A 14483-nucleotide genomic window follows, 5' to 3' on the forward strand; every position below is an offset into this window, starting at 1 on the left:
TGCTGCTCAAGGAATCCGGCGTTCTGCGGCCGATGCGCGTGGTGCCGCTGTTCGAGACCCTCGCCGACCTCGACAACGCCGGGCCGGTGATGGAACGGCTGTTGCTGCTGCCGGGATACCGCGCGCGCCTGCACGGCCCGCAGGAAGTGATGATCGGCTATTCCGACTCTGCCAAGGATGCCGGCACCACCGCTGCTGCGTGGGCGCAATATCGCGCGCAGGAGCGCCTGGTGGAAATCTGCCGTGAGCAGCAAGTCGAACTGCTGCTGTTCCACGGTCGCGGCGGCACCGTTGGCCGTGGCGGCGGTCCGGCACACGCGGCGATTCTGTCGCAACCACCGGGTTCGGTGGCGGGACGTTTCCGCACCACCGAGCAGGGCGAAATGATTCGTTTCAAATTCGGCCTGCCGGACATCGCCGAGCAAAACCTCAATCTGTATCTGGCCGCCGTGCTCGAAGCGACCTTGCTGCCACCGCCGCCGCCGACTCCGGAATGGCGCCATCTGATGGACGAATTGGCGGCGGACGGTGTCAGCGCTTACCGCCAGGTGGTGCGGGAAAATCCGCAATTCGTTGAGTACTTCCGTCAGTCGACCCCAGAGCAGGAGCTGGGACGTTTGCCGCTCGGCAGTCGCCCGGCCAAACGCCGTGCCGGCGGTATCGAAAGCCTGCGGGCGATCCCGTGGATCTTCGGCTGGACCCAAACCCGATTGATGCTGCCGGCCTGGCTGGGGTGGGAGACTGCGCTGAGCAAGGCGCTGGAGCGTGGCGAAGGTGAGTTGCTGGGGCAGATGCGCGAACAGTGGCCGTTTTTCCGCACTCGTATCGACATGCTGGAAATGGTCTTGGCCAAGGCCGACGCGGATATCGCGCAGTCCTATGACGAACGTTTGGTCGAAGCCGATCTGCTGCCGTTGGGCGCGCAGTTACGCGACCTATTGTCGCAGGCATGCTCCGTAGTATTGGGCCTGACCGGGCAGTCGCAGCTGCTGGCGCACAGCCCCGACACCCTCGAATTCATCCGCTTGCGCAACACCTACCTCGACCCGCTGCATCTATTGCAGGCCGAGCTGTTGGCGCGTTCGCGGCAGCAGGAAGTCGAGCAGGGCAGCCCGGTGGAACAGGCGCTGCTGGTGTCTGTAGCGGGGATTGCTGCCGGATTGCGCAATACCGGCTAAGGTTGCTGAGCACCTCTGGCGGCATTCGCGACAAGGCTCGGATGCCGCTTCTCCTGCAGTAGGAAAGTGCCGCGAGGCGACAGTTAATGTTGGGGTTGCGACTTGGGTTACCGCGTCGCGAGGTCACGGCGGGCGTCGGTTTCTCCGACTTTTGGCGTCTTGTGTGGGCGCAGCCTGCTGTGTATCTTGATCAGCCTTTGGCCGTTTGTGCGGCCACGACCCGTATTTTCAGGATCCGCCGGTTACGAGCGAATCCTTTGTTTTGTAAAGCTTTTATATAAAAAATTGAGGAGCACATCGATGCGCGTCATTCTGCTGGGAGCTCCCGGGGCCGGTAAAGGTACTCAGGCAAAGTTCATCACCGAGAAATTCGGCATTCCGCAAATCTCCACCGGCGACATGCTGCGCGCTGCGGTCAAGGCTGGCACTCCGCTGGGCGTGCAAGCCAAGAGCATCATGGATGCCGGCGGCCTGGTGTCGGATGACCTGATCATCGCGCTGGTCAAGGACCGCATCGCTCAACCTGATTGCGCCAACGGTTTCCTGTTCGACGGCTTCCCGCGCACCATTCCGCAGGCTGAAGCACTGGTCACTGCCGGCGTCGAGCTGGATGCCGTGGTCGAGATCGCTGTAGAAGACGAAGAAATCGTCCAGCGCATCGCCGGTCGCCGTGTTCACGAAGCCAGCGGCCGCGTTTACCACATCGTCTACAACCCGCCGAAACTGGCTGGCAAGGACGACATCACCGGCGAAGAGCTGGTGCAGCGCAAGGACGACACCGAAGAAACCGTGCGTCATCGCCTGTCGGTCTACCATTCGCAGACCAAACCGCTGGTGGATTTCTATAAAAACCTTTCCGCCAACAACGGCGGTAAGCCAAAGTACAGCCACATCGAAGGCGTGGGTTCGGTCGATGCAATCACCGCCAAGGTGTTGGCCGCGCTGAGCTGAAAAGTCTGATCGGCTGCATCATCCACGGCCCGCTTGCGGGCCGTAGTTGTTTATACTGACGCACTTTTTTCCCCACCCCTGTTTTGGAAACATCGATGAGCACCTTGCTGGCCCTGGACACCGCGACTGAAGCTTGCTCCGTTGCCTTGCTGCATGACGGCAAGGTCACGAGCCATTACGAGGTGATCCCGCGTCTGCATGCGCAGAAGCTGCTGCCGATGATCCAGCAATTGCTCGCCGATGCGGGCACCACGTTGCAAGCGGTCGACGCAATTGCCTTCGGCCGTGGCCCGGGCGCGTTCACGGGTGTGCGCATTGCCATCGGTGTGGTGCAGGGTTTGGCCTTTGCTCTGGATCGTCCGGTATTGCCGGTATCCAACCTTGCCGTGCTGGCACAGCGTGCCTTTCGTGAGCACGGCGCAAGCCAGGTGGCATCCGCCATCGATGCGCGGATGGATGAAGTGTATTGGGGCTGCTACCGCGAGACGGCGGGGGAGATGCGTCTGGTCGGTGCCGAAGCGGTGTTGCCGCCGGAAGTTGCCGCGTTGCCCGCTGATGCCAGTGGCGATTGGTTCGGTGCCGGTACCGGTTGGGGCTACGGCGAGCGCATTGCGGTCAATCTAAGCGGCTCCGACGCCGGCATGCTGCCCCACGCCGAAGACCTGCTAACGCTCGCGCGTTTTGCCTGGGAGCGCGGCGAGGCGATCCCGGCGGATGACGCCCAGCCCGTCTACCTGCGCGATAAAGTTGCCACCCCGAAAGCCCGCTGATACCTCGAAAGATCGCAGCCTTCGGCAGCTCCTACATTTGGAATGCATTTCCCTGTAGGAGCTGCCGAAGGCTGCGATCTTTTGATCTTCCATTCGCCAATCGTCAGTTTCTGCCCCCGCCCTTAAAACCTTTTGCGCTTTATGTGTTCTAGTTATCACTCGGCGGTTTGCTAAGTCGGTCAAGTGCCGCTAAATTGCCATCATTGATACCGAGCATGACATTATGCGTATAGACGGCGTTTCCACTCAGTCCTACCCCATCAAGCGCAAGCCGCGAAAAGGCAATGCGGCGCTGGATGAGTCCGTCGAGATTATCGACGGCGAGCTGGAATTCCCGAGCGAAGAGCAGATGGCCGCCCGTGCAGCCCAAGCTACCGCGCAACGCCTGAGCAACCTGCCTGCCCGTCAGCAAGACATGATTTACCACCGCGCGATGAAGAAAAGCGTAGCCATGGCCCTGGCCAGCTACCTCAGCACCGCCGGTTTTGTCGATTGGGACGCAGACGTGCTGGGCCTCGATCTGTATATCTGATGGATCTGCCTTACTACCTCGGTTGCCCGTCCTGGAGCGAAAATGCCTGGCGCGAGTATCTGTATCCGGTAGACGCAAAAACCTCCGACTTTCTCGCTCTCTACTGCCAGGTGTTCAACGCCGTCGAAGGCAACACCACCTTCTACGCCAGTCCGTCGCCAGCCACTGTGCAGCGCTGGGCCGAGATCATGCCGGCGCACTTTCGCTTCACTGCCAAATTCCCCGGCGACATCAGCCACAGTGGTGACCTGCGCGAGCAACTGACCGCTGCGGAAACCTTCCTGCAATTACTCAAGCCGTTGGGCGAACGTGTTTCGCCGCTGTGGCTGCAACTGTCGAAAAGCTTCACGCCGCAGCGTCTGCCGGAGCTCGCGGCGTTTATCGATGCGCTGGATTGCCCGCTTGCGGTCGAGGTGCGCAATGAACAGTTCTTCGCCAAGGGCGAGAGCGAGCGTCTGCTCAATCGTCTGTTGCTGGATCGCGGTGTCGAGCGCATCTGTCTTGACCCGCGCGCGCTGTTCAGCTGCTTGTCGACCGAGTCCTCGGTGATCCACGCGCAGTCGAAAAAGCCCCGAGTGCCGACCCGTCCGGCGGCGTTCACGCAGTTTCCGCAGGTGCGTTTCATCGGCCATCCCGAGCTTGAGGCCAACGATGCGTTTCTCGTGCCGTGGGTGGTGAAAATTGCTGAATGGATCGAAGAGGGCCGCACGCCCTACGTCTTTCTGCATACCGCCGACAACCTGTTGGCAGCGAAACTGGCGCAACGTTTTCACGCACAACTGATGCAACGTTTGCCTGGCTTGCCCGCGCTGCCTGAGCTATACAGAGAACCCGCCGCCGAGCAGCTTGGCTTGCTCTGAGGCGGGTTTTTTCTGCCGGGGAGCCCGTCGATGAACGTCCAAGTCAGTCAACACCAACTCCTCAAAGCCCAAGCCTTCAAGGCCCTGCATGATCGCCAGGGGATCTTCGTCATCCCCAATCCGTGGGATGCCGGCTCGGCGAAGATGCTCGCCAGTCTTGGCTATCAGGCCTTGGCCACCACCAGCGCCGGTTACGCGTTTTCCCAGGGCAAGGTTGATGGCGCGTTGAGTCTCGACGAGACCCTGGCCAATGTCCGCGCGATTGTCGCGGCGACGGATCTGCCGGTGGCGGTGGATCTGGAAAACGGCTTTGCCGATGATCCGCTGGAGTCCGCGCAGAGTCTGTTGCGCGCCGCCGAGGCGGGCGCGGTGGGCGGGTCGATCGAAGACGCGACCGGGCGCCCGGATGCGCCGATCTATTGCTTCGAACACGCCGTCGCACGGATTGAAGCCGCCGTCGCGGCGGTGCGCACCTTGCCGTTTCCCTTCATCCTCACGGCTCGCGCGGAAAATTACCTGCACGGTAATCCCGATCTCGACGACACCATTCGCCGCTTGCAGGCATTTGCCGAAGCGGGTGCCGACGTGCTCTACGCGCCGGGTTTGCGCAGCGCCGAAGAAGTGCGTGCAGTGGTGCAAGCGGTGGCACCGAAACCGGTCAATGTGTTGATGTCTGGCGGTTTGAAACTGACCGTGCAGCAGCTCGAGGAAATGGGCGTACGCCGCATCAGCACCGGCTCTGCTCTGGCGCTGGCGGCGTTCGGCGAGTTCTTCCGCGCGGCGGAAGAGATCCAACAGGCCGGCACCTTTGGCTTTACGTCGCAGTCGATGCCGTACGCCAAGGCCAATCAATTCTTCAAGGACTGAGCATGGGGCGCTGGCTTTTCTGGGTGCTGTTGCTGGCGATCGGCGGTGCGGCGGTCAGTGTCTGGCGCGGCTGGCTGGAGGTGCCGCCGCAGTGGAACCCGTGGGCGCCATTGGACATAAAAGCCGCGCCCAACTGGCTGACCGGTTACAAACTCATGCGCCTGCGCAGTGATCCCGAGCTTTGCGCACAGGCATTGAGCAGCTCGGATCTGCGCGTCAGTCCCCAGGCCGACAGCCCGGGCGCCAAGTGTCCGCTGATCGGTGCTCTGCGGGTGCAGGGCGGTGAAGTGGCGCTGAGCAGCAGTTTCATCGCCAGTTGCCCGCTGGCGGTGGCCTACGCAATGTTTGAACACCACACCCTGCAACCGGCGGCGCAATCGGTTTACGGCCAGAAAATCGCGCGGGTCGATCACCTCGGCAGCTTTGCCTGTCGCAATGTTTACAACCGTGAGAGCGGTGCCCTTAGCCGACACGCGAGTGCCGACGCGCTGGACATCGCCGGTTTCCGCCTGTCTGACGGGCGCACGATCAGCGTGCTCAAGGATTGGCCCAAGCAGAATCAGGACGCAGAGTTTCTGCGCCAGCTGCGTGACGGCGCCTGCGAGTCATTCAGTGTGGTGTTGAGCCCGGACTACAACGCCGCTCATCGCAATCACTTCCATGTCGATGTCGGGCGCTGGAGCGTGTGTCGCTGAGGATCAGGCGGCGAGGCGCAGGTTCTGCAGAACGATCGGGCGAGCCCAGCCATTATCGAAGTCCAGAGCTTTCTGTTGCTCGACGATTTCTTCCGGCGGGAACGGCGGGTAAGGCTTCTGCAGCAAGTCCAGGTCGAACTCGGCAATCGGCAGGTACAGCGGACGTTTCTGCGGAGCAGGGCCTGGCTCCGGCACTGGCTGGCCATTGTTGATCACAATCGGGCGTACCCAGCTGCTGTCGAAATCCTGTTGCTCTTGCTGAGCCTTGAGTTCTTCTGGCGGGAACGGTGGGAACGGCTTGTCCAGCAGCTCCATTTCGAATTCGGCGATCGGCAGGAACAGTGGCTCCGGCGGGCGAACCTGGGTTTCGACCACGTCGCACTCACGCTGGCTGACGATGTGCGCGTGCAGCTCGCTGCCAACGGTCGGTTCTTCCGGGCTGTTCAGGTCAACCGGTGGAAACGTGCCACAGGCAGGCACCACTTCACTCGTCTGTTCGGCCAGGGCCTGGGCAAAGAAATCCTGCCACAGGTGACTGACGCCGCTCAGTGCTTGAGTGTTATGACGGCTGAAGTCGCCATGGGGCGAAACGTAGCCAATCGATGTGGGAAGAATGCCTGACATTTTTTTCGGTTGACGCTCAGCTCTGGCAAAATGCGCGTTGAATGGTTTATCGGCGGTTTTTGTCGATCCTTAACTTTTTTGAGCGTTTTTTCATGATCGAGTCACCCGCGGCCTGCCGCATCCATGTCCAGGCCCTCGCCCCAGCGTTTCAAACGCAAGCCGCACACTGGGCCGAACGTCTCGGCCTGCCGCTCGGCGAGGCGGACGGTGAGTTCGCCTTGCAGGTCGGCGAACAGGGTTTGCAGTTGCAGCAGCTCGGCCCGGATGCGCCTGGACCGGTGCGGGTCGACTTCGTCGAAGGCGGCGCGGCGCATCGTCGATTGTATGGCGGCGGCAGCGGGCAGATGATTGCCAAGGCTGTCGGCATCGCCCAAGGCGTGCGCCCGCGGGTGCTCGATGCCACGGCGGGCTTGGGCAAGGATGCGTTTGTGCTGGCCAGTCTCGGTTGTGAAATGAGCCTGATCGAGCGTCAGCCGCTGATCGGCGCACTGCTTGAGGACGGCTTGGCGCGGGCGGCAGAAGATTTCGATGTAGCGCCGATCGTGGCGCGGATGAAACTGCTCAAGGGCAATTCCATCGAAGTGATGCGCAGTTGGGAAGGGGAGGCGCCGCAGGTGATCTATCTCGACCCGATGTTCCCGCATCGCGAGAAAACCGCGCTGGTGAAAAAAGAGATGCGCCTGTTCCGCCCGCTGGTCGGCGATGATCCGGATGCCCCGGCCCTGCTTGAAGCCGCACTGGCACTGGCCACGCACCGGGTGGTGGTCAAGCGCCCGCGCAAGGCACCGTGCATCGAAGGGCCGAAACCGAGCCATGCGCTGGATGGCAAATCGAGCCGGTATGACATTTATCCGAAAAAAGCGCTGAAGCCCTGAGACCGCGTCGCCCCATTCGCGAGCAGGCTCGCTCCCACAGTTGAAATGCATTCCAGTGTGGGAGCGAGCCTGCTCGCGAAGCGGTCTGCACAAGCACCGCAAAACAGTCAGGGTTTGTAAGCCCGCATAAACAACCCCACCACCTCGCGCACATGCCGTTCCGCTGCCTCTCCAGTCAGCGGCTCGCCGCAGCCGTACAACAAACGGAAATTCCCCGCGCCTTTGATCAGGCAGAAGAAGTGCTCGGCGGCATTGCGTGGCTGGTCGATGCTCAGCGCGCCGGTCGCATGGATTTTCGCCAGCAGACCTTCCATGCCGTTGACCACGCGCTCGGGGCCGGCCTCGAAGAAAATCAGAGACAGCTTCGGGTCCTGACTGCCCAGCGCCATGATCAGGCGGTGCAGGTTCACTGATTCATCGCTGTTGATCAGTTGATGGAAGCCCCGGGCAATGTTCAGCAATACATTTTCCACCGCGATGCCATCCGGCAATTCGAAGAACAGCGGCGGTAATTGTTCCTCGCATTTCGCGACGACAGCAGCGGAGAACAGCGTCTCCTTGTCGTTGAAATGGCTGTAGACCGTCAGCTTCGACACGCCGGCCTCGCTGGCAACCGCGTCCATGCTGGTGTTGGCGTAGCCATGGCAGAGAAACAGGGTTTTCGCCGCATCGAGGATCGCTTGGCGCTTGGCCAGATCCTTGGGGCGGCCCGGGCCGTTTGGAGCTGAAAGATTGTTCGACATTCTTCGCTTTTAATACTGGACTGGTGAGTTTGCTATTAATACCATACCCGCCAGTATAAATATTCCAAGCCTCATTCGCGAAAGGTCCGTCACCATGTTCCGCCATGCGTTGTCCTTTGCCGTGCCAGTCAGTCTGGCGTTCCTGTTATCGGCGTGCGGTCAGGAAGAGGTGACCAAAGTCACCGTACGCCCGGCCATGGTGGTACAGCCCGAGCCTTCGGCGCAGGCGATGGAAAGTTATCCGGGCGAGGTGCGTGCCCGTTATGAGCCTGATCTGGCATTCCGCATCGGCGGCAAAGTCAGCCGACGACTGGTCGACGAAGGCCAGCGCGTCAAGGCCGATCAGCCCTTGGCCGAACTCGATCCGCAGGATGTGCGCCTGCAGCTGGAAGCCACCCGCGCGCAGGTCGCCGCCGCCGAGGCCAATCTGAATCTGGTGCGCGCCGAGCGCGATCGCTATAAAACCCTGATGGATCGGCAGATGGTCAGCCGCTCGGCCTACGACAATGCCGAAAATCTATATCGCTCCGGCGAAGCCCGCCTTAAACAAATCAAAGCCGAATTCAACGTTTCGACCAACCAGGCCAGTTACGCGGTGCTGCGTGCGCCACAGGACGGTGTGGTGGCCAAGCGTTCGGTGGAAGTCGGTCAGGTGGTCGCTGCCGGGCAAACCGTGTTCACCCTCGCCACCGATGGTGAGCGCGAAGTGTTGATCAGCCTGCCGGAGCAAAGCTTCGGCCGCTTCAAGGTCGGTCAGCCGGTCACCGTGGAATTGTGGGCACAGCAGAATCAACGCTTCGCCGGGCAGATCCGCGAGTTGTCGCCGTCCGCCGACCCGCGTTCACGCACTTTTGCTGCGCGGATCTCGTTCACCAGCGGCAAAGTGCCGGCTGAACTGGGGCAGAGCGCCCGGGTGTTTGTGCAATCGGCCGACAGTGTCTCGTTGTCGATACCGCTTTCCGCGCTGACCGCTGAAAACGGTGCGACTTACGTCTGGGTGGTCAACGGCAACAACACGTTGAAGAAAACCCCAGTGCGGGTCGGTCCGTTCGGCGAGAAAAGCGTGGCGGTGCTCGAAGGCTTGAATGCCAGCGACTGGGTGGTGGCTGCCGGCGTTCATGTGCTCCTCGACGGCCAGCAGGTGCGGCCGGTGGATCGCTCCAACCGTGTGGTCAATCTGGCAAACAAGGAGTAAGCCCCGATGCGCTTCAACCTCTCCGAATGGGCGTTGCGTAATCGCCAGATCGTACTGTTCCTGATGCTTTTGCTTGCCGTTGTCGGCGCGTTGTCCTACACCAAGCTCGGCCAGAGCGAAGACCCGCCGTTCACTTTCAAGGCGATGGTCATTCAGACCCGCTGGCCCGGTGCGACCGCGCAGGAGGTCTCGCGCCAGGTCACTGAACGTATCGAAAAGAAGCTGATGGAAACCGGCGAGTACGAACGCATCATGTCGTTCTCCCGCCCCGGTGAATCCCAGGTCACGTTCATTGCCCGCGATTCGATGCACTCCAAGGACATCCCCGACCTCTGGTACCAGTTGCGCAAGAAGGTCGGCGACATTCGCCAGACCCTGCCGCCGGGAATCCAGGGGCCGTTTTTCAACGACGAGTTCGGCACCACCTTCGGCAATATCTATGCGCTGACCGGCGACGGTTTTGACTACGCGGTGCTCAAGGATTACGCCGACCGCATCCAGATCCAGCTGCAACGGGTCAAGGATGTCGGCAAGGTCGAATTGCTTGGGTTGCAGGACGAGAAAATCTGGGTCGAGCTGTCCAACGTCAAGCTCGCCACCCTCGGCTTGCCGCTGGCGGCGGTGCAGCAGGCGCTGGAGGAACAGAACGCGGTGTCCACGGCGGGGTTCTTCGAAACCGGCAGCGAGCGCTTGCAGCTACGCGTCTCGGGGAATTTTCAGACAGTCGATGAGATAAAGAACTTTCCGATCCGCGTCGCCGATCGTACGTTCCGTATCTCCGATATTGCCGATGTGCGTCGCGGTTTCAGCGACCCACCGGCGCCGCGCATGCGTTTCATGGGCGACGATGCGATCGGTCTGGCCGTGGCGATGAAGGACGGCGGCGACATTCTCGTCCTGGGCAAAGCGCTGGAAGGCGAGTTTTCGCGCATTCAGAAAAACCTCCCGGCCGGCATGCAGCTGCGCAAGGTGTCCGATCAGCCGGCAGCGGTAAAAACCGGCGTCGGCGAGTTCGTTCAGGTGTTGGTTGAGGCGCTGGCGATCGTCTTGCTGGTGAGCTTCTTCTCCCTCGGTGTGCGCACCGGCATGGTCGTCGCACTGACCATTCCGCTGGTGCTGGCGATGACCTTCGCCTGCATGTATTACCTCGGCATCGGCCTGCACAAGATTTCCCTCGGTGCGCTGGTGCTGGCGCTGGGGCTTCTGGTGGACGACGCGATCATCGCCGTGGAAATGATGGCGATCAAAATGGAGCAGGGCTTCGACCGCATTCGCGCGGCGAGTTATGCCTGGACCAGCACCGCATTCCCGATGCTCACCGGCACGTTGATCACCGCCGCCGGCTTCCTGCCGATTGCCACTGCGCAGTCCGGAACCGGCGAATACACCCGCTCGATTTTCCAGGTAGTGACCATTGCCTTGCTCGCCTCATGGGTCGCGGCGGTGATGTTCGTGCCGTACCTGGGGGAAAAACTCCTGCCGGATCTGGCGAAAATTCACGCGGCAAAACACGGTACTGGCCATGGTCAGCCTGATCCGTATGCCACGCCGTTTTATCAGCGCGTGCGGCGTCTGGTGGAGTGGTGCGTGGCGCATCGCAAGACGGTGATCGTGCTCACCGTGGGCCTGTTTATCGCCTCGGTGGTGTTGTTCCGCTTCGTCCCGCAGCAGTTCTTCCCGGCTTCGAACCGGCTGGAGTTGATGGTCGACCTGAAACTGGCCGAAGGTGTTTCGCTGGCCAACACCACCAGTGAAGTCAAACGCCTCGAAGCGCTGCTCAAGGAGCACGCCGGCATCGACAATTACGTCGCCTATGTGGGCACCGGTTCGCCGCGTTTCTATCTGCCGCTGGATCAGCAACTGCCAGCGGCGAGTTTTGCCCAGTTTGTGGTGTTGGCGAAAACCATCGAAGAGCGTGAAGCGTTGCGCAGCTGGTTGATCGAAACCCTCAACGAGCAATTCCCGACCCTGCGTTCGCGCGTCACGCGTCTGGAAAATGGCCCGCCGGTTGGCTATCCGGTGCAGTTCCGCGTCACTGGCGAGCACATCGAAGAAGTCCGTGCATTGGCGCGCAAGGTGGCAGCAAAGGTTCGCGAGAATCCGCATGTGGTCAACGTGCACCTGGATTGGGAAGAACCGAGCAAAGTCGTCTACCTGAACATCGACCAGGATCGCGCGCGCGCCCTCGGCGTGAGTACCGCCAATCTGGCGAAATTCCTGCAAAGTTCACTGGTCGGCTCGACGGTCAGCCAGTACCGCGAAGACAACGAATTGATCGAGATTCTGCTGCGCGGCACCGTGCATGAACGCACTGAGTTGTCGTTGTTGCCGAGTCTCGCGGTGCCGACGGATAACGGTCGCAGTGTGGCGTTGTCGCAGATTGCCACGCTGGAATATGGCTTCGAGGAGGGCATCATCTGGCACCGCAATCGCCTGCCGAACGTGACGGTGCGCGCAGATATTTATGACAAGGAGCAGCCGGCGACGCTGGTGAAGCAGATCATGCCGACGCTGGAACCGATTCGCGCTGAGTTGCCCGATGGTTATCTGCTGGATGTCGGCGGCACGGTGGAGGATTCCGAGCGCGGGCAGAAGTCGGTGAATGCCGGGGTGCCGATGTTCATTGTCGTGGTGCTGACCTTGCTGATGGTGCAGTTGCGCAGTTTCTCGCGTACGGCGATGGTGTTTCTCACTGCGCCGTTGGGCTTGATCGGGGTGACGTTGTTTCTGATGGTGTTCAGGCAGCCGTTCGGGTTTGTGGCGATGCTCGGGACCATCGCATTGTCCGGGATGATCATGCGCAATTCGGTGATTCTGGTCGATCAGATCGAGCAGGATATCGCTTCGGGGCTCAGGCCCTGGCAGGCGATTATCGAGGCTACGGTGCGGCGGTTCCGGCCGATTGTGTTGACGGCGCTGGCGGCGGTGCTGGCGATGATTCCGCTGTCGCGCAGTGTGTTTTTCGGGCCGATGGCGGTGGCGATCATGGGCGGGCTGATTGTGGCTACGGCGCTGACGCTGTTGTTTTTGCCGGCGTTGTATGCGGCCTGGTTTCGGGTGCGTAAGGAGGCTTGAGGTTTTTGTGTCGTGGCGGCCTTCGGGCCGACCATGACTTGGGTGTTTTGGGTGTATATCCGTTCCTGTGGGTGTTGCTGATTACGGTTCCGCCCTTACGGCGGGTCACCTTTTTCAAACGCCAAAAAGGTAACCCAAAACGCTTGCTCCTACGTTCGGCCCTCGCAGGCTCGGGTTCCTTCGCTGCGGGATCGATCCGGGCGCAGCGGCTACGGTTTGCTTCGCTGCACCTCCTTCCGCTGTGTCTGGCTGCGCCAGACGGTCGCTGCGCTCCCACACCCGGATCAATCCCTCCACTCAGCCTTCCGACGTCGCCGGTGGATCAAGATCAAAAGCACTCGAGCTTGCGCTCATTGTTGAGTGGGGCGGCGTTGCCGCGGGCAGCTGCGCTGCTTGCTTTTGCTTTTGTAGGAGCGAGCCTGCTCGCGAAGGCGGCCTGACAGCCGACCAGATTTTCCCGGATGCCACGATTCCAATTGTAGGAGCGAGCCTGCTCGCGATGGCGCCCTCTCGGCCAACCACTCGGCATCAGATGTAATCGATCTCCTGTGGGAGCGAGCCTGCTCGCGAAGGCGGTCTGACAGCCAATTCATTTCGAATCGCCAATTCACGCTGCCTTCCTACAGCTTTTTCAGAATCCTCCGATCTTGAGGCGCTGGCCGTCCAATGCTGTACTCCGGGTTCTGCTTTTCCGAGTCCTTGAGTCTGTCTGATGAAGAAACCACCGACATTAGCCGGCAGAACGGATCCTGTTTTCGACCTGTTGGCCCGCTCGCCACACAAGCAACGACTTGCGGATTATCTGGCGCTGCTCAAGCCGCTCGATGATCAGGGGCGCTACTTGCCATTCGAGGCGTTGCGCTTTCGCTGGGCGGTAGGGTTGGACGCGAACCTTTGTTGGGCGTTGGTGAAGAAGGCGCGGGCGGCCCAGTACATTCATTTGTTGCCGTTGGGCGAGCCGGTGCAGTGGGGCAAATACGTGCCAACGCCGTTGGCGCAGAAAACCTTGGCTGTGGTGGATCGTTACGCCAGTACGGCCGCGCTGGATTACATGACCAGTCAGATCGGCGAGCGGGCGCATTTTTCCTGTCTGCTCAATGACCTGATCGAAGACGAAGCCATCGCCAGTAGCCAGTTGGAGGGCGCGGCGACCACTACTCGTGTTGCCAAGGACATGCTCAAGCATCAGCGCCAGCCGCGGACGCCGGATGAGCGCATGGTCATGGGTAATTATCGAATGATGAATTTCGCTTGGGAAAAGCGTTATGAACCTCTGAGCATTGAGCTGATTGCAGAGATCCATCGAGTGGGTGTGGAGGGGATCGACGACGAGCAGTATTCCCCCGGATTGTTCCGGACCAATGATGAGGTGGTTGTTCAGGATGGTTCAGGCAACACTGTGCACCGACCACCTCCTGCTGCAGGATTGGTTGCGCGGTTGGCGAGGTTGTCCGCCTGGATCAACCGGCCCGCTGCCTCGATTCTGGACAAAAATTATCTGCATCCGCTGATCAAGGCCGTGACGCTGCATTTCGCCATGGGTTATGAACATCCATTTCGCGATGGTAACGGGCGGGTCGCGAGAGCCTTGTTTTACTGGTTCATGTTCAAACATGAGTTCGCGGCGTTTCGCTACATTGCGATCAGTCTGCTGCTGCGCAATGCACCGGTGAAATACGGACGCTCCTACCTGCACACCGAGGCAGATGAGCTGGATCTGACTTATTTCATCGAGTTTCAATGCGCGGTTGTTTTGCGAGCCGTGGTCGGTTTTACAACTGTGTACCGCAAGAGTCTGGCAGACACTCAGGACTTTCAGCGCTGGCTGACGAGCTCTGGCGTAATTGCTCAACTGACGGAACGGCAGCGCGCGGTGTATCAGGTGGCTAAAAGCGGGGAGGCGAAGGAGTTTACGGCGAGCAATGTCGCGGAAAACTTTTCCTGCTCGGGTAGCGAGGCGGCGTCGATTCTGGAAGGGCTGGACCAATTGCAGCTTTTTGAGAGAAGGAAGATGGGGCGGGAGTGGGTGTTTTTTTTACGTAGTTCTTTACGTGGAGGCAAGCATGGGAGCGAATTGAATCGCCCCCATGTTGTAACGACTTAAAGCGTACCAAACAC

Annotated in this window: 13 protein-coding genes; 11 read left to right on the plus strand and 2 right to left on the minus strand. The window is 60.6% G+C overall.

The annotated features are described in order from the left end of the window. The 7 genes from D6877_RS27815 to D6877_RS27845 form a co-directional block, all read left to right on the plus strand. Positions 1–1178 (plus strand): phosphoenolpyruvate carboxylase (locus tag D6877_RS27815; protein WP_130912761.1); only part of this gene is annotated, 1178 nt, incomplete at its 5' end. Between the two features lie 300 nt (positions 1179–1478). Continuing rightward, positions 1479–2129 (plus strand): adenylate kinase, encoded by a 651-nt coding sequence (gene adk / locus D6877_RS27820; protein ID WP_024011750.1) that lies wholly within the window; start codon positions 1479–1481, stop codon positions 2127–2129. A gap of 95 nt (positions 2130–2224) precedes the next feature. Further along, on the plus strand, positions 2225–2899 hold the full coding sequence (gene tsaB / locus D6877_RS27825; protein WP_130912762.1) for a tRNA (adenosine(37)-N6)-threonylcarbamoyltransferase complex dimerization subunit type 1 TsaB: 675 nt from the start codon (positions 2225–2227) through the stop codon (positions 2897–2899). 223 nt (positions 2900–3122) lie between these two features. Then, positions 3123–3431 carry a hypothetical protein gene (locus tag D6877_RS27830; protein WP_130912763.1) on the plus strand — a complete coding sequence of 103 codons (309 nt, stop codon included), beginning with the start codon at positions 3123–3125 and terminating at the stop codon, positions 3429–3431. Continuing rightward, positions 3431–4291 (plus strand): DUF72 domain-containing protein, encoded by an 861-nt coding sequence (locus D6877_RS27835; RefSeq protein ID WP_130912764.1) that lies wholly within the window; start codon positions 3431–3433, stop codon positions 4289–4291. Before D6877_RS27830 ends, D6877_RS27835 begins: the two co-directional genes overlap by 1 nt. A 30-nt stretch (positions 4292–4321) precedes the next feature. Then, positions 4322–5158 carry an isocitrate lyase/phosphoenolpyruvate mutase family protein gene (locus D6877_RS27840; RefSeq protein WP_130912765.1) on the plus strand — a complete coding sequence of 279 codons (837 nt, stop codon included), beginning with the start codon at positions 4322–4324 and terminating at the stop codon, positions 5156–5158. A 2-nt stretch (positions 5159–5160) separates the two neighbouring features. Then, a complete protein-coding gene (locus tag D6877_RS27845) occupies positions 5161–5853 on the plus strand; it encodes an extensin family protein (protein ID WP_130912766.1) in 693 nt (230 codons plus the stop codon). A gap of 3 nt (positions 5854–5856) precedes the next feature. On the opposite strand, the gene D6877_RS27850 is transcribed toward D6877_RS27845, so the two are convergent. Then, positions 5857–6477 carry a hypothetical protein gene (locus tag D6877_RS27850; protein ID WP_056783179.1) on the minus strand — a complete coding sequence of 207 codons (621 nt, stop codon included), beginning with the start codon at positions 6475–6477 and terminating at the stop codon, positions 5857–5859. A 95-nt stretch (positions 6478–6572) separates the two neighbouring features. Here D6877_RS27850 and D6877_RS27855 point away from each other — a divergent pair, with 95 nt between their 5' ends. Further along, positions 6573–7352, plus strand: a complete 780-nt coding sequence (locus tag D6877_RS27855) for a class I SAM-dependent methyltransferase (RefSeq protein ID WP_178083765.1) — start codon at positions 6573–6575, stop codon at positions 7350–7352. A gap of 107 nt (positions 7353–7459) precedes the next feature. Here the strand turns inward: D6877_RS27855 and D6877_RS27860 are convergent, their stop codons facing one another. Continuing rightward, a complete protein-coding gene (locus tag D6877_RS27860) occupies positions 7460–8095 on the minus strand; it encodes a TetR/AcrR family transcriptional regulator (RefSeq protein WP_024011757.1) in 636 nt (211 codons plus the stop codon). Positions 8096–8189: 94 nt separating this feature from the next. Between D6877_RS27860 and D6877_RS27865 the strand changes: the two genes are divergently transcribed. From D6877_RS27865 to D6877_RS27875, 3 genes are all read left to right on the plus strand, one after another. Beyond that, positions 8190–9290: an efflux RND transporter periplasmic adaptor subunit gene (locus tag D6877_RS27865; protein WP_041478148.1), complete on the plus strand. Its 1101-nt coding sequence runs from the start codon at positions 8190–8192 to the stop codon at positions 9288–9290. Positions 9291–9296: 6 nt separating this feature from the next. Next, on the plus strand, positions 9297–12365 hold the full coding sequence (locus D6877_RS27870) for an efflux RND transporter permease subunit (RefSeq protein WP_130912767.1): 3069 nt from the start codon (positions 9297–9299) through the stop codon (positions 12363–12365). Between the two features lie 712 nt (positions 12366–13077). Then, positions 13078–14469 carry a Fic family protein gene (locus D6877_RS27875; RefSeq protein WP_130912768.1) on the plus strand — a complete coding sequence of 464 codons (1392 nt, stop codon included), beginning with the start codon at positions 13078–13080 and terminating at the stop codon, positions 14467–14469. The last annotated feature ends 14 nt before the right edge of the window (positions 14470–14483 follow it).

It is taken from the genome of Pseudomonas sp. Sample_9 (assembly GCF_004307535.1).
GTDB classification, from domain to species: Bacteria; Pseudomonadota; Gammaproteobacteria; order Pseudomonadales; family Pseudomonadaceae; genus Aquipseudomonas; species Aquipseudomonas mercuritolerans.